Origin of the sequence: Marisediminicola sp. LYQ134 (genome assembly GCF_046599635.1) — a bacterium.
Lineage (GTDB): Bacteria > Actinomycetota > Actinomycetes > Actinomycetales > Microbacteriaceae > Marisediminicola.
This window is the reverse complement of the sequence record NZ_JBKIWP010000001.1, coordinates 816,930-836,202: the sequence shown is the minus strand read 5'-3', so window position 1 is coordinate 836,202 and position 19,273 is coordinate 816,930. Positions and strand designations below refer to the sequence as shown.

The 19,273-nt window shown below is 70.1% G+C and carries 21 protein-coding genes; all 21 read right to left on the bottom strand.

Annotated elements, in window-relative coordinates; genetic code table 11:
- Positions 1 to 91: 91 nt before the first annotated feature.
- The 21 genes from lgt to pyrF all read right to left on the bottom strand — a co-directional run bounded on the left by lgt (position 92) and on the right by pyrF (position 19,272).
- Positions 92 to 1,186, bottom strand: coding sequence for a prolipoprotein diacylglyceryl transferase (lgt, locus tag ACLHIH_RS04105; RefSeq protein WP_411315429.1), 1,095 nt, complete (start codon positions 1,184 to 1,186; stop codon positions 92 to 94).
- A 43-nt stretch (positions 1,187 to 1,229) separates the two neighbouring features.
- Entirely contained in the window at positions 1,230 to 2,024 is a 795-nt protein-coding gene (trpA, locus tag ACLHIH_RS04100; RefSeq protein WP_411315428.1) for a tryptophan synthase subunit alpha, read from the bottom strand.
- A complete protein-coding gene (trpB, locus tag ACLHIH_RS04095; protein WP_411315427.1) occupies positions 2,024 to 3,238 on the bottom strand; it encodes a tryptophan synthase subunit beta in 1,215 nt (404 codons plus the stop codon). Before trpB ends, trpA begins: the two co-directional genes overlap by 1 nt.
- The gene (gene trpC / locus ACLHIH_RS04090) at positions 3,235 to 4,008 is read right to left on the bottom strand and encodes an indole-3-glycerol phosphate synthase TrpC (RefSeq protein WP_411315426.1); all 774 of its coding nucleotides are present in this window, start codon (positions 4,006 to 4,008) and stop codon (positions 3,235 to 3,237) included. Before trpC ends, trpB begins: the two co-directional genes overlap by 4 nt.
- A 4-nt stretch (positions 4,009 to 4,012) precedes the next feature.
- Positions 4,013 to 4,243 carry a DUF6704 family protein gene (locus ACLHIH_RS04085; RefSeq protein ID WP_411315425.1) on the bottom strand — a complete coding sequence of 77 codons (231 nt, stop codon included), beginning with the start codon at positions 4,241 to 4,243 and terminating at the stop codon, positions 4,013 to 4,015.
- A gap of 36 nt (positions 4,244 to 4,279) precedes the next feature.
- The gene (locus tag ACLHIH_RS04080) at positions 4,280 to 5,026 is read right to left on the bottom strand and encodes a Trp biosynthesis-associated membrane protein (protein WP_411315424.1); all 747 of its coding nucleotides are present in this window, start codon (positions 5,024 to 5,026) and stop codon (positions 4,280 to 4,282) included.
- Positions 5,023 to 6,546, bottom strand: coding sequence for an anthranilate synthase component I (locus ACLHIH_RS04075; protein ID WP_411315423.1), 1,524 nt, complete (start codon positions 6,544 to 6,546; stop codon positions 5,023 to 5,025). The genes ACLHIH_RS04080 and ACLHIH_RS04075 overlap by 4 nt, the downstream gene beginning before the upstream one ends.
- Complete coding sequence (gene hisI / locus ACLHIH_RS04070; protein ID WP_411315422.1) at positions 6,539 to 6,904, bottom strand: phosphoribosyl-AMP cyclohydrolase; 366 nt, start codon at positions 6,902 to 6,904, stop codon at positions 6,539 to 6,541. Before hisI ends, ACLHIH_RS04075 begins: the two co-directional genes overlap by 8 nt.
- A gap of 6 nt (positions 6,905 to 6,910) precedes the next feature.
- Positions 6,911 to 7,672, bottom strand: a complete 762-nt coding sequence (gene hisF / locus ACLHIH_RS04065; RefSeq protein WP_411315421.1) for an imidazole glycerol phosphate synthase subunit HisF — start codon at positions 7,670 to 7,672, stop codon at positions 6,911 to 6,913.
- Between the two features lies 1 nt (position 7,673).
- The gene (gene hisG, locus ACLHIH_RS04060; RefSeq protein ID WP_411315420.1) at positions 7,674 to 8,513 is read right to left on the bottom strand and encodes an ATP phosphoribosyltransferase; all 840 of its coding nucleotides are present in this window, start codon (positions 8,511 to 8,513) and stop codon (positions 7,674 to 7,676) included.
- Positions 8,514 to 8,609: 96 nt separating this feature from the next.
- Positions 8,610 to 8,873, bottom strand: a complete 264-nt coding sequence (locus ACLHIH_RS04055; RefSeq protein WP_411315419.1) for a phosphoribosyl-ATP diphosphatase — start codon at positions 8,871 to 8,873, stop codon at positions 8,610 to 8,612.
- A gap of 91 nt (positions 8,874 to 8,964) precedes the next feature.
- The gene (locus ACLHIH_RS04050) at positions 8,965 to 9,333 is read right to left on the bottom strand and encodes an FKBP-type peptidyl-prolyl cis-trans isomerase (RefSeq protein WP_411315418.1); all 369 of its coding nucleotides are present in this window, start codon (positions 9,331 to 9,333) and stop codon (positions 8,965 to 8,967) included.
- Complete coding sequence (rpe, locus tag ACLHIH_RS04045) at positions 9,330 to 10,007, bottom strand: ribulose-phosphate 3-epimerase (RefSeq protein WP_411315417.1); 678 nt, start codon at positions 10,005 to 10,007, stop codon at positions 9,330 to 9,332. The genes ACLHIH_RS04050 and rpe overlap by 4 nt, the downstream gene beginning before the upstream one ends.
- 49 nt (positions 10,008 to 10,056) lie before the next feature.
- Positions 10,057 to 11,511: an RsmB/NOP family class I SAM-dependent RNA methyltransferase gene (locus ACLHIH_RS04040; protein ID WP_411315416.1), complete on the bottom strand. Its 1,455-nt coding sequence runs from the start codon at positions 11,509 to 11,511 to the stop codon at positions 10,057 to 10,059.
- Positions 11,508 to 12,443, bottom strand: coding sequence for a methionyl-tRNA formyltransferase (gene fmt, locus ACLHIH_RS04035; protein ID WP_411316307.1), 936 nt, complete (start codon positions 12,441 to 12,443; stop codon positions 11,508 to 11,510). Before fmt ends, ACLHIH_RS04040 begins: the two co-directional genes overlap by 4 nt.
- 112 nt (positions 12,444 to 12,555) lie before the next feature.
- Positions 12,556 to 14,589, bottom strand: coding sequence for a primosomal protein N' (locus tag ACLHIH_RS04030; protein ID WP_411315415.1), 2,034 nt, complete (start codon positions 14,587 to 14,589; stop codon positions 12,556 to 12,558).
- A gap of 32 nt (positions 14,590 to 14,621) precedes the next feature.
- A complete protein-coding gene (gene metK / locus ACLHIH_RS04025; protein ID WP_411315414.1) occupies positions 14,622 to 15,827 on the bottom strand; it encodes a methionine adenosyltransferase in 1,206 nt (401 codons plus the stop codon).
- Between the two features lie 39 nt (positions 15,828 to 15,866).
- A complete protein-coding gene (gene coaBC / locus ACLHIH_RS04020; RefSeq protein ID WP_411315413.1) occupies positions 15,867 to 17,096 on the bottom strand; it encodes a bifunctional phosphopantothenoylcysteine decarboxylase/phosphopantothenate--cysteine ligase CoaBC in 1,230 nt (409 codons plus the stop codon).
- Positions 17,097 to 17,116: 20 nt separating this feature from the next.
- Positions 17,117 to 17,374 (bottom strand): DNA-directed RNA polymerase subunit omega, encoded by a 258-nt coding sequence (rpoZ, locus tag ACLHIH_RS04015; RefSeq protein ID WP_411315412.1) that lies wholly within the window; start codon positions 17,372 to 17,374, stop codon positions 17,117 to 17,119.
- 90 nt (positions 17,375 to 17,464) lie between these two features.
- Complete coding sequence (gene gmk / locus ACLHIH_RS04010) at positions 17,465 to 18,394, bottom strand: guanylate kinase (RefSeq protein WP_411315411.1); 930 nt, start codon at positions 18,392 to 18,394, stop codon at positions 17,465 to 17,467.
- Entirely contained in the window at positions 18,391 to 19,272 is an 882-nt protein-coding gene (pyrF, locus tag ACLHIH_RS04005) for an orotidine-5'-phosphate decarboxylase (RefSeq protein WP_411315410.1), read from the bottom strand. Before pyrF ends, gmk begins: the two co-directional genes overlap by 4 nt.
- Between the last annotated feature and the right edge of the window lies 1 nt (position 19,273).

The following is a 19,273-nucleotide window of genomic DNA, read 5'->3' as shown; positions in this document are numbered from 1 at the left end:
CGAATGGGACGTCGTCGGCCCGGGGAGCGGCTACCGAGGAGGGAGCGCGCAGTGTGCGGCTGAGTCGAGGAGAAGTCGTACCGACCTCGAGCTACTTTTTCGCACCGCCGCCGCTTGTGGCGGAGGGGGGTGCTGCACTCGACCCGACCATCGCTGGGGCGCTGTCGCCATCACTGTTGCTGTCGTCAGCGGTATCGGAGTAGGTGTCCTCCGAGTCTAACCCAGCCTCGGGCTTCCACTCGCGACCGGGCAGGTAGGCGCTCGGCTCTGCTCCGGGGTGCCGGCGACCCTGGATGATGATGATGAGCAAGCCGACGACGATCGCGGCGAAGGCAGCCCACACATTGACCCTGACGCCGAGGATGATCTCGCTCGGGTCGATGCGGATCGACTCGAACACCGCGCGACCGAGGCCGTACCAGACGAGGTAGAGGCCGAGCAGGCGGCCCCACTGCAGGCGCGGGGCGAGCGGCTCGATGCGCGTCGACGTGATCGAGTCGACCGTCGTCTTGATACGCGCGAACTTGCGCTCCGCGAGGAGGAGCACGGCGACGCCGGCGAGGTTCCAGACGATCTCGTAGAGGAACGTCGGGTGGAAGAGTGTGTCATCGGGGAGACCCGCGGGGAACGCCCCGTTCGGCTGATCGATCTCGAGACCCCACGGGAGGTCGGTGGGCACGCCGTAGAGCTCCTGGTTGAACCAGTTGCCGAGCCTGCCGAACGCCTGCGCGAGCAGCAGGCCGGGGGCGAGGGCATCCGCGTAGGTCCAGAACCGCAGACCCACGAGGCGGCACCCGATGAACACACCGAGTGCCCCACCGAGGAGGGCTCCGAAGATCGCGATGCCGCCGTCCCAGATGGCGATGACTGCCCACGGGTCGGCGCCCGCGAAGAAGTAGTCGTCTGGGTGGGTGAGCACGTGGTAGATCCGGGCGCCGATGACGCCGAAGATGAGCGCGAAGAACGCCACATCGAGGGTGACTCCGGGTTCAGCTCCGCGGCGGTTGAGACGGGCGTTCGTGAGCAGCGCTGCCGCGAAGATTCCGATCAGAATGCAGATCGCATAAGAACGGATCGGGAGGTCGAAGGTCACCCAGCTGAGACCGAGGTCGCGGAGGACATCGCCGAGGTCGACAAGGACCCGCCATTCGGGGCCGGGACTGGGGATGCTTGCGGGTGCGAACACGTACTCGGTGCCTTTCTGAAGGGGGAAGCCGCAGGAGGCTGTGTTAGAGCCTAGTACCGGCGGAGAGCGCGGCTGCCGCGTCGGCGAGACCGGACACTCCCCCGTCGGTGAGGGCCTTCACGAGGAGCGAACCCACGATCGCGCCGTCGGCGTATTCGAGAACTTCGCGCACCTGGTCGGCGGTCGAGATACCGATTCCGACGCACGTGCTCGTCGCGCCGGCGTCGCGCAGTCGGCCGACGAGCGAGCGAGCCGCGGTGTCGACATCCGTGCGTGCCCCCGTGATCCCCATCGTCGAGACGGCGTAGACGAATCCTCGGCTCAGCTCGACCGCGCGGGAGAGCCGCGTCTCGGTCGACGACGGCGCCGCGAGGAAGATGCGGTCGAGTCCCGTGCGTTCGGACGCGGAGAGCCACGACCCGGCCTCGTCGGGGATGAGGTCGGGAGTGATGACGCCCGCTCCCCCGGCCGACACGAGGTCGTCGGCGAAGCGGTCGACGCCGTATTGCACGATCGGGTTCCAATAGCTCATGAAGACCACGGGAACGTCGACCCGAGCGGTGATCGCCGACATCGCCTCGAAGCCGTGCGCGAGCTTGAACCCGCCCGCGAGGGCGACCTGGGTCGCCGCCTGGATGACGGGACCGTCCATGACGGGGTCGGAGTACGGCAGGCCGAGCTCGATGACGTCGACACCGTTCTCGGCGAGGGCGACAGCCGCGTCGACGCTCGTCTGGAGGTTCGGATACCCCGCGGGGAGGTAACCGACGAGGGCGCCGCTGCCGGCAGCCGTGCGGCGGGCGATCGCCGCCTCGACGGGGCTCGTGGTTTCGCTCATCAGACCTGCTCCGCGTCGTCGTCGAGAACACCGAAGTAGTTGCCCGCGGTGACCATGTCTTTGTCTCCGCGGCCGCTGAGGTTCACGAGGATGACGGCGTCGGGACCGAGCTGCTTTCCGAGTTCGAGCGTGCCCGCGAGGGCGTGGGCGGTCTCGATCGCGGGGATGATGCCCTCGGTGCGCGCGAGGAGACGGAGGGCGCTCATCGCCGCGGTATCGGTGACGGGCACGTACTGGGCGCGGCCGATGTCGGCGAGCCACGCGTGCTCGGGTCCCACACCCGGGTAGTCGAGGCCGGCAGAGATCGAGTGCGATTCGACGGTCTGGCCGTCTTCGTCTTGGAGGAGGTAGCTCCGCGCCCCGTGGAGCACGCCGGGGCGCCCCTTCGTGATGGTCGCCGCGTGCCTCTCGGTCTCGGCCCCGTCTCCCGCGGCCTCGTAGCCGACGAGCGCGACGTCGGGGTCGTCGAGGAACGCGTGGAAGATGCCCATCGCGTTCGATCCGCCGCCGACGCACGCCGTGACGGCGTCGGGGAGGCGCCCCGTGAGGGCGAGCACTTGTTCCCGCGCCTCTTCGCCGATGATCTTGTGGAAGTCGCGCACCATGACCGGGAAGGGGTGGGGGCCCGCGACGGTGCCGAGAAGGTAGTGGGTCGTCTCGACGTTGGCGACCCAGTCGCGCAGAGCGTCGTTGATCGCGTCTTTGAGCGTGCGCGATCCGGTCTCGACGGGGATGACCTCGGCCCCGAGCAAGCGCATCCTCGCGACGTTAAGCGCTTGCCGCTCGGTGTCGACCGCACCCATGTAGACGACGCACTCCATGCCGAAGAGGGCGGCGGCGGTCGCTGTCGCGACGCCGTGCTGGCCCGCCCCGGTCTCGGCGATGAGCCGGGTCTTGCCGAGCTTGCGCGCGAGCAGCGCTTGTCCGAGCACGTTGTTGATCTTGTGCGACCCCGTGTGGTTGAGATCTTCCCGCTTGAGCAGGATGCGCGCGCCACCGGCGTGCTCGGCGAAGCGCGTCACCTCGGTGATGAGCGAGGGTCGACCCGTGTAGGTCGCGTGTAGAGCCGTGAGTTCGGCTTGGAACTCGGGGTCGGTCTTGGCGGTCTTGTACGCCGCGTCGAGTTCGTCGAGGGCCTCGACGAGGGATTCGGGAACGAAGCGGCCTCCGTATTCGCCGAAGTAGGGTCCGATCTCGTCGCGCAGGGTCGTCATGATGCCGCCAAAAATTGTCGAAGGGTGGAGATGGGGTCGCCCGTTACGAGCGCCTCACCCACGAGCACGATATCGGCGCCCGCTGAGCGGTACCTCGCGACATCGTCTGCGGTCTTGACCGCCGACTCGGCGACCTTGACGACCCCCGCCGGAATGAGGTCGACGAGCGTCGCGAAGAGGTCGCGATCGAGCTCGAAGGTGCGCAGGTCGCGAGCGTTGACGCCCACGATCGACGCGCCGAGATCCCGGGCGCGCGCGATCTCGTCGGCACTGTGGGTCTCGACGAGCACGGCCATGCCGAGCGATGTCGAGAGCGCGTGGAGTTCGACGAGGGTCTCCTGATCGAGCGCCGCGACGATGAGGAGGATGAGATCGGCTCCCGCCGCCCTCGCCTCGAACACCTGGTAGGGCTCGGCGATGAAATCCTTGCGCAGAACGGGGAGAGCCACCGCGGCGCGCACGGCCTCGAGGTCGTCGAGGGAACCGGAGAACCGGCGTTGCTCGGTGAGCACGCTGATGGCACTCGCTCCGCCGGTCTCGTATGCGCGACCGAGCGAGGCGGGGTCGACGATGTCGGCGAGAGCACCGCGAGACGGACTCGCCCGCTTGATCTCGGCGATGATCTTGACGGCGTCCGCCGGGGCGAGAGCAGCGAGCGCGTCGACGGGGGCGTCACGCTCGAGAGCGGCGCGCTCGACGTCGGCGAGAGGGCGCGTCGAGCGACGCTCCGCAGCGTCCTCGAGGGCTCCTGCGGTGAGGTCGGCGAGCACCGGGTCAGCGTGCCTTCGACAGAGCGCGGTCTCCACCGACGCCGTAGCCGAGGCGCGCGAGGATGAGACCGACGATGAGGCCCACGATGACGAGACCGGCCGAGGCCCAGACGAGCCAGGCGATCGAGAAGAAGAACGCGACGGTTCCGACGCTGAAAGCCACGAGCATGATGACTACGGCCGTCCATGCCGCAGGCGAATTGCCGTGGCCTGGTTCGGAATTGTCGTGGCTCATAGTGCTCCAGTGGTTCGGTGGTGGCGTCAGTCGAGTCTAGCGTGCGGTGGGGTCGCCGCCGTCGCTCAGGGCGTCCCAGTCGGCGACCGAGTCGGAGCCGCGGTCAGCGGTTGGCTCGGCGTCCGCGGCATCCGTCGTCGCGGCGGCACGCGCACCGCTCGCGCGTGTCGCACCCGTCGTGTTCGCGGAGGAGACATCCGCGGTGGCGGTGTCGATCGCCGTGTCGCTGTCGGCGGCGTCGGCACCGTGGTCGGCATTCTCCACGGGAACGAGCCCCGCGGTCTGGTACTTGCGCGACGACCCCGGCCACGAGCGACTCGTCACGAGGATGCCGACGCCGATCCCGACGCTCGCGATGCCGAGAGCGAGCGTGATGAACGGCCAGGGCGTGTTCGACACGCTCTCGACGAGGCTCGCGACCGAGGCGTCGCCCGTGACACCCGTGAGCTCGGTGACGGGTGCGGAGACGGCGCCGACGGGGTCGCCGGTCGCCGCGAGGCTCGAGGCGATGACGGCGACGCCGAGAAGGGCGTGGAGTACCCCGAGCACGAGCCGGAACGCGGGGCCCGCGATCGAGAGTGCGCCCGCGAGGGCGAGACCGGCGAGCCCGAGCGCGGCGAGTCCCCCGGCCGCCGAGTCTCCTGCGGCGGCGATCGAGGTGTCGACCTGCGCAGCGTCGACGAGCCGCACGGTGAACCACACCTGGGTCCACGAGATGAGCGTGAGCGCGTTGACGGCGAGAACCGCGAGGAGCGCCGTCGACTTGAGCCGGCGCGGGGTCACGGGGTCACCCGGGTCATGGCGTTCGCGACGGCGATGGCCCGGAGCGGAGCGGCGGCCTTGTTCTGGGTCTCCTGCTGCTCGGCGACGGGATCGGAGTCGGCGACGAGCCCCGCCCCCGCTTGAACCCGGGCGATGCCTCCCGCGATCGTCGCGGTGCGGATGGCGATCGCGAGATCGACGTCGCCCGCGAAATCGAAGTAGCCCACGACTCCCCCGTAGAGGCCGCGCTGCGCGACCTCGAGTTCGTCGATGATCTGCAGGGCACGGGGCTTGGGTGCGCCCGACAGTGTGCCGGCGGGGAAGGTCGCGGTGAAGACATCCACGCCCGTGACGCCGGGCCGGATGTCGCCCTCGACCGACGAGACGAGGTGCATGATGTGGCTGAACCGCTCGACGTGCATGAACTCCGTCACATCGACAGACCCGGGAACGCAGACCTTCAGGAGGTCGTTGCGCGCGAGGTCGACGAGCATGAGGTGTTCGGCGCGCTCCTTGGGGTCGTTCTCGAGCGCGTCGGCGAGGGCCTGGTCGTGTTCGGGTGTCGTTCCGCGGGGCTTCGACCCCGCGATGGGGTGCATGTGCACGCGCCCCTCGTCGACCTTCACGAGGGCCTCGGGCGACGAGCCGACGATCCAGTACGGCTCGCCCTCGGGGTCTTCGAGCGCGAGGAAGTACATGTACGGGCTCGGATTGAGCGTGCGCAAGACCCGGTAGACGTCGATCGGTTCGGCGGTGAGCTCGTGGTCGAACCGCTGCGAGATGACGACCTGGAAGACGTCGCCGTCGACGATGAACCGCTTCGATCGTTCGACCGCCGCCCGGTATTCGTCGGGCGTGATGCGTGGGCGCGGTGACGGCGACGTCTCGAGGTCGAGGTCGGCGAGCCACGCCTCCGACGGTGCACCGAGGGCGGTCTGCATCGCGTCGAGGTCGGATTGCGCGGCGTTCCACAGCGCGTCGTCGGTCTCGTGGCCGTCGTTGAGGGCGGCCGCGATGAGCAGAACCGACCCGGTGCGGTGGTCGACGACGACGAGTCGCGAGACGAAGCTCATCGCTTGACCCGGCATGACGAAGTCGGCGGGAGGGGCGTCGGGCAGTCTCTCGATCTGCCGGATCGCCTCCCACCCGATGAATCCGACGAGACCGCCCGTGAGCGGCGGGTGGCCGTCGATCTTGGGCGTCTTCCAGCGCTCGTGCGCGTGCGCGATGGCGTCGAGGGGCCGCGTCGGAAAATCGTCTCCGAGGGCGCGCTCGACGGGCAGGCCGTAGTCGATCCACGTGGCCTCGCCGGCGACCTGGGTCAGAACGCCGAAGCTCGAGACGCCGATGAAGGAGAATCGCGACCAGATGCCGCCCTGTTCGGCGGACTCGAGGAGGAACGTGCCCGCTTCGCCCTTCGCGAGCTTGCGATAGATGCCCACGGGGGTCTCGCCGTCACCGTAGAGCTCCCGGATGACGGGGACGACCCGGTGGTCGCCGAGCAACCGGTCGAACTGCTCGCGCGTGGTCGTGTCACGCATCGCGGAACCCCACGACGGGCTCGAGAGGATCGACGTCGAAGCACGCGTGCGCGCCCGTGTGGCACGCGGCGCCGACCTGGTCGACGGTCACGAGCACCGTGTCGGCGTCGCAATCGAGTGCGGCCGTCTTGACGAATTGGGCGTGACCCGAGGTGTCTCCCTTGCGCCAGTACTCCGACCGCGATCTCGACCAGAACGTCACGCGGCCCTCGGTGAGCGTGCGTCGCAACGCTTCGGCATCCATGTAGCCGAGCATGAGCACCTCCTTCGAGTCCCACTGCTGCACGATCGCGGGCATGAGGCCGTCGCGACCGAACACGGCGCGGGCGAGAACTGCTTCGACGCTGGGGGCGACCATGGCGACCTACCTCGTGATGAGGCCCGCGGCTGCGAGCTCGTGTTTGATGTCGCCGACCGTGAGGTCGGCGTCGTGGAAGACGGATGCCGCGAGCAGCGCGTCAGCGCCGGCCTTGATCGCGGGGGCGAAGTGTTCGAGGGCCCCCGCGCCTCCCGAGGCGATCACGGGCACCGAACTGATCTCGCGCATCGCCGTGATGAGCTCGAGGTCGAAGCCGTTCTTCGTGCCGTCGGCGTCGATCGAGTTGACGAGGAGCTCGCCGGCACCGCGCTCGACGGCTTCGCGTGCCCACTCGAGGGCGTCGAGGGTCGTCTCGGTGCGGCCGCCGTGGGTCGTCACGACGAACCCGCTCGCCGTCGACGGGGCGCGCTTGACGTCGAGGGAGAGCACGAGAGCCTGAGCTCCGAAGCGATCCGCGATCTCGTCCAGGAGACCGGGGCGCGCGATCGCCGCGCTGTTGACGCCGATCTTGTCTGCTCCGTGCCCCTGGAGCTTGGCGACATCCTCGACGGAGCGCACTCCCCCGCCGACGGTGAGCGGGATGAAGACCTGTTCGGCCGTCGACTGCACGACGTCGTACATCGTCGCGCGCTCGTCGACCGTCGCCGTGACATCGAGGAAGGTGATCTCGTCCGCGCCCTGCTCGAAGTACCGGCGGGCGAGTTCGACGGGGTCGCCCGCGTCGCGGAGGTTGACGAAGTTGACTCCCTTGACGACTCGACCGGCGGCGACGTCGAGGCACGGGATGACGCGGACGGCGAGGGTCACGTCAGATCCTCGCGGCGTGGATCGAGCTCACGAGGATCGCTCGGGCACCGAGGTCGTAGAGCTTGTCCATGACCTCGTTCGTGTCGACGCGCGCGATCATCACGCGCACGGCGACCCAGTCGGCGTCGCGGAGGGGCGAGACCGTCGGGGACTCGAGCCCCGGCGTGATGGCCGACGCCGCGTCGACGAGCTCGACGGGGAGGTCGTAGTCGAGGAGAACGTATTGGCGCGCGACGAGCACGCCCTGCAGCCGACGGTGCAAGACCTCGATGCCGGGGTGCACGGTCGCTCCGCTCACGAGCACCGCGGTCGACTCGAGGATCACGGGGCCGAAGATCTCGAGCCCCTGCGCGCGCAGGGTCGAACCGGTCGAGACGACGTCGGCGACGGCATCCGCGACGCCGAGCTTGACGGCGGATTCGACGGCGCCGTCGAGGTTGACGAGCTCGGCCGTGACGCCGTGGCGCTCGAGGAACGCTCCGACGAGGCCCGGATAGCTCGTGGCGACCCGGATGCCCGCGAGATCGCCGAGCTCGGAGAAGCGGCCGGCGGGGCCGGCGAACCGGAACGTCGAGTCGCCGAAGTCGAGCGCGGCGGTCTCCCGAGCGGCGGAACCCGAGTCGAGGAGCAGGTCTCGCCCGGTGATTCCGACGTCGAGGGCGCCCGAACCCACGTAGGTCGCGATGTCGCGGGGGCGCAGGTAGAAGAACTCGACCTCGTTGCGCGGGTCGACGGCGTTGAGCGCGCGAGGGTCACGCCGGCCGGTGTACCCGGCCTCGGCGAGCATGTCGTGGGCGGTCTCGGCGAGAGACCCCTTGTTGGGCACTGCGATGCGGAGCATGGTTCTTCTCACTCGCCCGAGGTGGACGGGTAGCGGCGGGAGGGGCGGTCGGCGGTCGCGACGCCGACGGTCGGAACGACGGTGACGACGCGGGGCCTACAGATGTCGGTAGACATCCGCGGGGGTCAGCCCTTTCGCGAGCATGAGCACCTGGAGGTGGTAGAGCAATTGCGAGATCTCCGCCGCCGTCTCGTCGGTCGACTCGTACTCCGCGGCCATCCAGACCTCGGCGGCCTCCTCGACGATCTTCTTGCCGATGGTGTGCACTCCGCCATCGAGTTCGGCGACGGTGCGCGAGCCCTCGGGCCGGGCCGCGGCTTTGCCTGCGAGCTCCTCGAACAGGGCGTCGAACGTCTTCACAGGGTCAAGGGTACCGCTCGCGGAAGGCCAGGTCTCCGTCGCCCCGCGCGGCGCGGGGCGACGGAGACCGGAGGCTCGTCGACGCGAGGTCTCAGCGCACGCCGAGGAGGTCGATGACGAAGATGAGGGTGCGCCCGCTCAAGCGGTGGCCTCCGCCCGCCGGTCCGTAGGCGAGTGCGGGAGGGACGATGAGCTGGCGACGTCCGCCGACCTTCATGCCGGGGATGCCCTGCTGCCATCCGGCGATGAGCTGCGCGAGCGGGAAGACGATGGACTGGCCGCGGTTCCACGACGAATCGAACTCCTCCCCGGTGGCGAACTCGACGCCGAGGTAGTGGACGTCGACGGTCGCGCCGGGCTCGGCGGTCTCGCCCGTGCCCTCCTCGATGTCGACGATGACGAGTTCGGTGGGCTCGTCGCCCTCGTAGAAGTCGATCTCTGGCTTGGTCTTGTCAGTCATTTCTCCATCCAAGCATGACTGTGTCGCTCGGCCGACTCCCGCAGGAGCGCGATGCGCGCCGCGGGGTCGTCGAACGCGAAGACGGCGGATCCGGCCACGAACGTCGTCGCCCCCGACTCCGCGGCGATACCGATCGTGTTCTCGTCGATGCCCCCGTCGACCTGGAGCCACACGTCGAGTCCGTGCCGCGCCACCTCGGTCGCGAGGGTGCGGAGCTTGGGCATCGTGCCCTCCATGAACGATTGCCCTCCGAATCCGGGCTCGACCGTCATGACGAGCACCTGATCGAACTCGGCGAGGATGTCGAGGTAGGGCTCGACGGGAGTGTCGGGTTTGAGCGCGATCCCCGCTCGAGCGCCGATGTCGCGCAAGCGCCTCGCGAGGGCGACGGCGTCTGTCGCGGCTTCGGCGTGGAAGGTGACCGAGAACGCGCCGGTCTCGGCGTAGCCCGGTGCCCACCGGTCGGCGTCGGAGATCATCAGGTGGATGTCGAGCGGGATCGGTGACACAGCCTGCAGTCTCTCGACCATCTGCGTGCCGAACGTGAGGTTCGGCACGAAGTGGTTGTCCATGACGTCGACGTGCACGAGGTCGGCGCTCGCGATGGTCGTGACATCGCGCTCGAGGTTGACGAAGTCGGCGGCGAGGATGCTCGGGTTGATTCGGACGGCCATGGTCCGAGCCTAAACGCGACTCGACGTCTCGCGTCGCGTCGCCCGCCGACTACGCGGTCTTCTCGAGGAGGCAGATGAACATCGCGTCGGTGCCGTGTCGGTGGGGCCACAACTGCACCGATCCCGGAGACGTGCCGAGGTCGAGCGGCTCGGTCGTGACACCGCGGAGGACGTCGGCCGTGTCGAGGCGTCGCACCGTGCCGTCGCTCCGCGAGACCGCCCCGTCGACGATCGCGCGCGACTCGGCGAGGTGGGGGGAGCACGTGACGTAGGCGACGATGCCGCCGGGCTTGACGGCGTCGAGCGCCGAGGCGAGCAACCGCGACTGGAGCGGCGCGAGGTCGGCGACATCCTTCGGTTGTTTGCGCCAGCGGGCCTCCGGGCGCCTCCGCAACGCTCCGAGTCCCGTGCACGGTGCGTCGACGAGCACACGGTCGTAGCTCCCGGCTCGGTCTCGGCCGACCTCGGTTCCGTCGCCGACCGTCACCGTCGGGGGATGCTCGAGTGCCGCGACGGCTTTGCGCACGAGTTCCGCTCGAGCGGGAACGAGTTCGTTCGCGTCGACGGTCGCTCCCGCGGCAGCGGCTTCGGCGCCGAGGAGCGCGGTCTTGCCCCCTGGCCCGGCGCACAGGTCGAGCCACACCTCCCCCGGCTCGACGGGCCGCGCGCGCGTGAGGGCGAGCGCGGCGAGCTGGGAGCCCTCGTCTTGCACGCGCGCGCGGCCCGCGGCGACGGGAGGCCACGTGGCAGGGTCTCCCCCCTCGATGATCGCGCCGTAGGGCGAATACGGTGCGCGCCGGGTTCTCGGCAGCTCGTCGACACTCGAGAGCCCCGGGAGGGCGACGAGATTCACGCGCGGAGCGGTGTTGTCGGCCTCGAGCAGATCGTCGAGCTCGATCTCGCGCCCCTCCGCCGAGAGCGCGCGGCGGAAGGCACGCACGATCCACACGGGGTGGGAGTGCTCGAGGGCGAGTCGTTCGTCGTCGCTCCGCGCGGACTCCATGACCCGGTCGTGCCAATCGAGAGGGTCGGTGCGCGTGATGGTGCGCAGCACTCCGTTCACGAAGCCCGTGACGGATGCCGACCCCACCGATCGCGCGAGAGCGACGGCCTCGTCGACGGCGGCGTGCGGTGCGACACGCATCGACAGGAGCTGGTGCACGGCGAGTCTCAGAACGTCGAGCACGGGCGGGTCGATGCGGGAGACGTCGCGGCCCGCGGCGATCGCGATGACGGCGTCGTAGTAACTCTGCCGGCGCAGCGTGCCGTAGGTGAGCTCGGTCGCGAGGGCGGCGTCGGCGGTGCCGAGTTTCGCCCGCTCGAGTTTCACGGGCAGAAGGAGGTTGGCGTAGGCATCCGACTCCCCCACGGCGCGGATGACGTCGAAGGCGATGCGTCGCGCGGGTTGCACCGAGGATCCCCCGCGCGGGGTCGCCGCGCCGCGGCCCGGTGCCGCACGACGTGCGGGCTCGCGACCCGCGCGGCGGTCGGTGGGGCCGCTCACGAGGCGACCTCCGGAATGTCGCTCCCGCGACCGCGCCACCAGTCCGCTGCGGCCATGACACGTTTTCCGGCCGGGTGCACTCGCACGAGTTCGAGGGGGTAGGTCGCCGTGCCGACGAGCACCGCGCGACCGACGAGGGCGAAGCGACCGGGTTCGAGCGCGGCCGCGTCGCGAGCGAGTGCCGCCTCGGCGACGCCGAGTTTGACGGTGCCGAGTCGGGCGTCGACGAGCTCGGTGAAGGCGCCCGGTTCGGGAGTGACGCCGCGGATGCGATCGAACACCTCCCGGGCGGGCCTCGCCCAGTCGATGCGTGCGTCGTCGAGGGTGAGCTTGGGAGCGAGGGTGACGTCGCCGCGCTGCTCCTCCGGGCGTGCGTCGCCCGAGGCCAGGAGATCGACGACGCGCGTCAGCAGGTGCGCTCCGTCGACGGCGAGGGAGTCGAGGAGGTGGCCGGCGGTCTCGTGTGCCCCGATGGGCGCGGTGAGCGAGCCGTAGATGTCGCCCGCGTCGAGTTCGGGCACGAGATGGAAGACCGTCGCGCCCGTGAGGTCGTCTCCCGCCATGATGGCGCGTTGCACGGGGGCCGCCCCGCGCCAGCGCGGGAGCAGCGAGAAGTGCAGGTTGATCCACCCGAGTCGCGGCGTCGAGAGGAGGGGCTCGCGCACGAGCCCGCCGTATGCCACGATGACCCCGAGGTCGGGGCGCAACTCCTCGATCTCGCGAGTGGTGTCCTCGTCGAGACGGTCGGTGCGGATGACCGGCACACCGAGCCTCCCGGCCGCGTCGGCCACCTCGGTCGGGGTGAGCACGCGCTTGCGACCCCGCGGGGAATCCGCGCGAGTGACGACGGCCGCGACGTCGTGTCGCGATGCGACGAGAGCCTCGAGGCTCGGCACCGCCGCGGCGGGACTGCCCGCGAACACGAGACGCAGTGCAGGACTCACCGCGGTGTCGTTCTCGACGGGCTGACCGTCGTCGCGACGATCGTCGCGACTCGCGCTCGGGGGTGTACTGCTCGGCACTCGACTCATCTCGACGGGGTGGTCATTCGGCGAACGGCTCGATGTCGTCGAGCCGGACTTTCAGTGTAGGGAGGGTCACGGGTCGAGGGCCGCGCGGCACCGGCTTGCGCCGCGACGTCGCCGCCGTGATGACCGCCGCCCGCAGGGCGGTCGCGACCTCGCGCCCCGAGCGGAACTCGAAACGGATGATCGCGCGCACGACACCCTCGGAGGTCTCGACGGGCCCGAGCACGTCGAGACCCTCGATGCCCGCGACGGTCGCGACGGCCTTCTCGACCGCGGCCGTCGCTCCCGTGACCGTCGCGACCCGCACGGCCGGGGGAAATCGCAATCTCCGCCGGTCTGCGAGTTCGGTCGAAGCGTATGCCGCGGGGCGCCAGGTCGCCATCGTCGACGCGAGGGGTCCCCCGACCCCCACGAGCACGACGGGGCTCCCGGGCGCGGCGAGAGCCGCGGCGTTGGTCCACCACCGCAAGCAGTCCTCGCCGACGCGGAGGCTCTCGCGCGCGAGCATCCGCTCTCCGTCGAGCAGGAGCACCGCGCGGTATCCGCCGTCGGCGAGCGGCTCGGCTCCGCGGGTCGCGACGACGAGCGCGGGACCGTCGTCGACGCGGAGCACGGGGTGGGTGCCGTCGGCGACGATGACGCGCACTCCGGGAAAGGCGCGGCCGAGTTCGTCTGCCGTGCGGACCGAACCCTGACCGACGTCGGTCATCGTCGTGCCTTCGCACACCGGGCACACCCAGTCGGCGGCGAGCTTGCCGCACAGCGAGCACGCGGGGACGGCGCCCGATCGTGACCTCGACAGCGCACCATCGCATCGCGTGCAGCGGGCGGCGGCCGAGCAGGTCGCGCACGCCGTGCGCGGGGAGTATCCGGGCCGAGCGACCTGCACGAGCACGGGGCCGTGCTCGAGGGCGGCTCGCGCTTCGCGCCACGCCGTCGAGGGGATGCGCGCCATGGCCGCGAACCGGTCGGTCGACGACTGCTGCGCCGTCGGCACGACCCTGGGCGAGTAGGTGCGAGCCGCCGAGAGCACCGAGAGGAACCCGAGCTCGACGAGCCTCTGCACCTCGGTCGTGCGCGAGTGACTGAGGAACCAGAGGCCGCATCCCGCTTGCTCGCTGCGCACGAGGGCGGCGTCCCGCGAGTGCACGTAGGGGCTCAGCGGCTCGGAGTGCAGAGGGTCGCCGTCGTCGACGACGATCATGAGACCGAGTCTGGGCGCCGCGGCGTAGACCGCGGATCGATTGCCGACGACGACGATCGCCTCGTCGTCGAGACCCGCGAGGTGCGCTCGATACCGGTGCGGGTTCGACTGGCGCGCATCGATCCGCACGACGCGGTGAGCCGCGACCTCGTCGGCGAGGGCGGCCTCGAGCTGCTCCTGGTCGCGATAGTCGGGCACGCACACGATGGCACTCTCGCCGCGCGCGAGTGTCTCGGCGGCGGCCGCCGCCGCCGTTCGCGCCCACGCTCCCACCCAGACGCCGCCGCGTAGTCGCTCGGGTCTCGGCACGGCGTCGACGGCGTAGCGAGCCCCGCGCGCGAGAGCGGTCTCGCGATCGGCGGGGGCGTAGCTTTCGAGCCCGGGCCTCGACTCTTTGCCGGGAGCGCGTTCACGCACGCCCGGCGCCGCACCGCCCGGCGCCGCCTCGTCTGTCGACACCTCGCCTGTCGCGTCTGTCGACACCTCGCCGTCATCGGTGTCGTCCGCGCGCGCGAGCCACGCCTTCTCGACGCGCACCTGGCGCTTCGGCACGGCGAGTCGCACGACGTCGCTCGCGGTGCCCGCGGCCCGATCGGCGACGGCGCGCGCGAGCGCCCACACGTCGGGGGTGAGAACGGGCACGCTCGAGACGACCGCGTCGAGTTCGCTCAGCGTGCCGGCGTAGTCGCCGGGCGGCCCGATCTCGACGACGAAACCGTCGGCGATGCGCCCGGCGGACCGCACGGGCACGCGAACCCGCACGCCCACGGCCACGTCTGCGGTGAGCGACTCGGGAATCGCGTAGTCGAAGAGTCGATCGAGCTGCGGAACGGTCGAGTCGATCATGACCCGCGCGACGTCAGCGGGCCCGGGCACGGTCAGAGCCCGGCGGCGCTGCGGAGGTCGTCGACCCTGTCGAGGCGCTCCCACGTGAAGTCGGGCAGCTCGCGCCCGAAGTGCCCGTAGGTGGAGGTCTGCGTGTAGATCGGCCGCAAGAGGTCGAGATCACGGATGATCGCGGCGGGACGCAGATCGAAGACGTCGGAGATGGCGCTCGTGATCGCATCGTCGCTCACCGCGCCGGTGCCGAAGGTCTCGACGTAGAGACCCACGGGGGTCGCTCGCCCGATCGCGTAGGCGACCTGCACCTCGAGGCGATCGGCGAGGCCCGCCGCGACCGCGTTCTTGGCGACCCACCTCATGGCGTAGGCGGCCGAACGGTCGACCTTCGAGGGGTCTTTGCCGCTGAATGCTCCCCCACCGTGGCGGCTCGCGCCCCCGTAGGTGTCGACGATGATCTTGCGGCCGGTGAGACCCGCGTCACCCTTGGGGCCGCCGATCTCGAACCGACCGGTCGGGTTGATGAGCATGCGGGTCTCGCGCGAGTCGAGGTCGACGCTCTCGAGCACCGGACGGATGACGAGGCGCTCGACCTCCTCGGCGAGTTCGGCGTCGCTCACCGAGGGCGAGTGCTGCGTCGAGAGCACGACGGTCTCGACCGTGCGCGGCACGAGCCCCTCGTATCCGATCGTCACCTGGGTCTTGCCGTCGGGGCGCAAGAAGTCGACGAGCTTCTCCCGGCGCACGGTCGCGAGGCGTTCGGCGATGCGGTGGGCGATCCAGATGGGGATCGGCATGAGCTCGGGAGTCTCGCGCGTCGCGAACCCGAACATGAGGCCCTGGTCTCCCGCACCCTGAGCGTTGAGCGCGTCGGCGTCACCCGTGCGGGCTTCGAGCGCACGATCGACCCCCTGGGCTATGTCGGGCGATTGCGCGCCGATCGAGACCGTGACGCCGCAATTGCGGCCGTCGAAGCTCACCTCCGACGAGTCGTAGCCGATCGAGGTGATGCGATCGCGCACGAGGGTCGGAATGTCGACGTAGCCGGAGGTCGTGACCTCGCCCGCGACGTGGACGAGCCCCGTCGTCACGAGCGTCTCGACGGCGACACGACTCGTCGGGTCTTCGGCGAGGAGGGCGTCGAGGATGCCGTCGGAGATCTGGTCGCAGATCTTGTCCGGATGACCCTCGGTGACTGATTCGGAGGTGAACAGGCGCAAACCTGAGGGAGTCGACGTGCTCATGGGTGCCCCGCTAGTCGTGGTGTCGGTCGAAGGAACTGCTCACTGCGACGTCGGACGGACCAACAGGTCGAGGATGCGATGGGCGACGGTCGACTTGCTCCCTGCCGCCGTCTTCACTATATCTCCGGCCGAATCGACGACGACGACGTCGTTGTCGGGCAGGGAGAAACCGGAGGTCCACCCGACCCTGTTGACGACGAGATAGTCGCTCCCCTTGCGCGCGATCTTCGCACGAGCGAGGGCGAGCAGTGCTTCGTCGTCCGACTCGGTTTCGGCCCCGAACCCGACGATGATCTGGTCGGGTCGCTTCGAGGCCGCGAGGTCGCTGAGGATGTCGGGGTTGCGCACGAGATCGAGGGTCAGCGACTCCCCCTGGTCCTCTTTCTTGATCTTGCCCTCGGCGACGAACCGCGGTCGGTAGTCGGCGACGGCGGCCGTCATGATGACGGTGTCGTGGCCGGGCGCCTGCTCGTTCACCGCCTCCGCGAGGTCGGCGGTCGAGACGACCTCGACGGTTTGCACCCCGGGGGGTGGGGCGACCTCGAGGTTCGCTCCGATGAGGGTCACGGTCGCCCCGCGCGCGGCGGCGGCCGCAGCGAGGGCGACGCCCTGGCGTCCGCTCGACCTGTTGCCGAGGAACCGCACGGGATCGAGCGCTTCGCGAGTGCCGCCCGCGGTCACGAGGATGCGACGCCCCTCGAGATCGCGAGGCGCCAGGGCGAGCAGCACGGCCGCGACGATCTCGTCGGGTTCCGACATCCGCCCGGCTCCGCTGTCGCTTCCCGTGAGTTGTCCCACTCCGGGGCCGACGATCGTCATGCCCCTCTCGCGCAGTCTCGCGACGTTGGCCACGGTCGCGGCGTTACCCCACATCTCGGTGTGCATCGCCGGAGCGAGCACGACGGGGGCCGTGCTCGCGAGCACGGTGTTGCCGAGCAGGTCGTCGGCGATACCTGCCGCGAGCTTCGCGATCGTGTTCGCGGTCGCGGGAGCGATGACGATGACGTCGGCGCTCTGCCCGATCGAGACGTGCCGCACCTCGGACACGCCCTCGTAGAGGTCGACGTTCACGGGGTTGCGGCTGATCGCCTCGAGCGTCGGCTTGCCGACAAAACGCAGCGCCGCCTCGGTCGCGATGACCGAGACGTCGTGGCCGAGCAACACGAGCGAGCGGATGACGCTCACAGCCTTGTAGGCCGCGATGCCCCCCGTGACCCCGACGACGATCGTGCGCGCGCCCCCGGTGGGGTCGGTGCGCGACGAAGACATGCGGGTGTGCGGCTGTCGGACTACTCGGCGATGGGCTTCGCGGTGAGCTTGTCTTCGTTGATCTCGTGGAGCGCGACGGAGAGCGGCTTGTCGTCGATCGTCGAGTCGACGAGCGGTCCGACGTTGTCGAACAGGCTTCCCTCGTGGAGGTCGGCGTAGTAGTCGTTAATCTGGCGCGCACGCTTCGAGGCGAAGATCACGAGGGCGTACTTCGAGTCGACCTTGGTGAGCAGTTCGTCGATGGGCGGATCGATGATGCCTTTTGCCTTGTCGGCCATGAGTGCTCCTGTGCGGTAGTGAATTTCAGTGGTGAGAACGGGGCGGTGTGCGGGCCTGAGAGGGGCCGGTCCTGGCCGGGCCAGACCGCATCATCCGAAGTCGTGGGCCGAGATGTCCGGGCCCTGAACCATCAAGTCTACGACTTCTTGTGCCGCGGTGCTGACGTCGCCGTTCACGACACGGTGGTCGAACTCGTCTTGCGCGGCCAATTCGACCTTCGCGGTCTCGAGTCGCCTGCGTTGCTCCTCGGCGGATTCGGTGCCGCGCCCGATGAGCCGGCGCACGAGTTCGTCCCACGTGGGCGGAAGCAGGAACACGAGGACGGCCGAGGGCATCGCCGCCTTCACTTGGCGCGCACCCTGGATGTCGATCTCGAGGAGCACGCTCTTGCCGCTCGCGAGGGCCTCGAGCACGGGGGTGCGGGGAGTGCCGTAGCGGTAGGCGTTGTGCACGGTCGCCCACTCGAGCATGTCGTCGCTCGCGACGAGCCTGTCGAACTCGGCGTCGTCGACGAAGAAGTAGTTGACGCCGTCGACCTCGCCGGGGCGCGGGGCACGCGTCGTGGCCGAGACCGAGAGGTGCACGTCGGGGTGGTTCTCGCGGATGAAGGTCGAGACGGTCCCCTTGCCGACGGCGGTGGGGCCCGCGAGCACGACGAGTCGATTGGCGCCCGCGGGGGTCGACGCTCCCTCGCGAGTCGTGAGCCACTCCCGGAGCCGAGCGCGCTGACGCGTTCCGAGACCGCCGAGTCGCTTCGAGTCCGCGATGCGGAGTTCGGCCATCACTCGCGCGACGCGCGTCGGGCCCATGCTCGGAACACTCAGGAGGAGATCGCGGGCGCGGAGACCGGATTCGGCGGAGGGCGGGTCACTCTCCAGACCCGCGGTGTCGAGCACGTCGACGGCGGACCGTCGGCGCGAGGCGACATCGTTCTTGATCGTGGCTCGAGCTCGGCGGGCGGCGACGGCGGCGCGGGATGCCGCCGCGCGGTCGACGTCGGGAGGGGTCGGGCGGGTCACAGCGTGACCTCGGTCGCGGCACGAGCGATCGTGTCGGCGAGGGCGTCGGGTCCCGCGCTCAGCAGACCGCGCGATCCGTTGACGATGGTCGCGCGCGCGGCCGCACCGTAGATCGCGGGGAGGTCGGCGACATCCGCGCCCTGGTGTCCGAAACCGGGAGCGAGCACGGGGGTCGACGGCTCTCCCCCGAGCGTGTCGGGGTCGATGCCGAGAGAGCGGATGTCGACGGTCGCCCCGAGCACGAGGCCGACGCTCGCGATCGACCCCGGCCCGGCCGTCGCCTCGGCGGCGTTCCACTGGAGCACGTCGTCGACGATCGCCCTCGAGACGGTCGAGCCCGAGCGTGGACCGTGGGCGACGATGGCGGACTGGATGTCGCGCGACTCGGGATTCGACGTCGCGCCGAGCACAAAGAGGCCCTTGCCGTGCTCGCGAGCGAGGGCGAGGGGCGCGTCGAGCGACCCGAAACCCTGGAAGGCGCTCACCGTCATGGCGTCGGACTCGAGAGGCGACCCGGCGCTCAACCACGCCTCTCCGTAGGCCTCGACGCTCGACCCGACATCGCCGCGCTTGACGTCGGCGATCACGACGAGACCGCGCTCGCGAGCAGCCCCGATCACGACCTCGAGGGCGGCGAAGCCCGCGGACCCGTGTCGTTCGAAGAACGCAGCCTGGGGCTTGACGATGCCCGCCGAGCCCACCGCTGCCTCGACGACCGCGAGACCGAAGCTCTCGAGGCCCGCCGCGGAGTCGGGGAGCGACCAGGCGTTGAGGAGGTAGGGGTGCGGGTCGATCCCGACACAGAGCCGACCGTGGGAGCGGAGCGCATCGGCGAGGCGGCCGCCGAACGTCGGCGCGCCCGGCTCCGCATTCGACACC

Coding starts and splice junctions, on each gene's coding strand:
- trpA (WP_411315428.1), bottom strand. CDS start 2,024: ATGAGCGAAACCACGAGCCCCGTCGAGGCGGCGATCGCCCGCCGCACG.
- trpB (WP_411315427.1), bottom strand. CDS start 3,238: ATGACGACCCTGCGCGACGAGATCGGACCCTACTTCGGCGAATACGGA.
- ACLHIH_RS04085 (WP_411315425.1), bottom strand. CDS start 4,243: ATGAGCCACGACAATTCCGAACCAGGCCACGGCAATTCGCCTGCGGCA.
- ACLHIH_RS04075 (WP_411315423.1), bottom strand. CDS start 6,546: ATGCGTGACACGACCACGCGCGAGCAGTTCGACCGGTTGCTCGGCGAC.
- hisI (WP_411315422.1), bottom strand. CDS start 6,904: ATGGTCGCCCCCAGCGTCGAAGCAGTTCTCGCCCGCGCCGTGTTCGGT.
- hisG (WP_411315420.1), bottom strand. CDS start 8,513: ATGCTCCGCATCGCAGTGCCCAACAAGGGGTCTCTCGCCGAGACCGCC.
- ACLHIH_RS04050 (WP_411315418.1), bottom strand. CDS start 9,333: ATGACTGACAAGACCAAGCCAGAGATCGACTTCTACGAGGGCGACGAG.
- rpe (WP_411315417.1), bottom strand. CDS start 10,007: ATGGCCGTCCGAATCAACCCGAGCATCCTCGCCGCCGACTTCGTCAAC.
- ACLHIH_RS04030 (WP_411315415.1), bottom strand. CDS start 14,589: ATGATCGACTCGACCGTTCCGCAGCTCGATCGACTCTTCGACTACGCG.
- metK (WP_411315414.1), bottom strand. CDS start 15,827: ATGAGCACGTCGACTCCCTCAGGTTTGCGCCTGTTCACCTCCGAATCA.
- coaBC (WP_411315413.1), bottom strand. CDS start 17,096: ATGTCTTCGTCGCGCACCGACCCCACCGGGGGCGCGCGCACGATCGTC.
- rpoZ (WP_411315412.1), bottom strand. CDS start 17,374: ATGGCCGACAAGGCAAAAGGCATCATCGATCCGCCCATCGACGAACTG.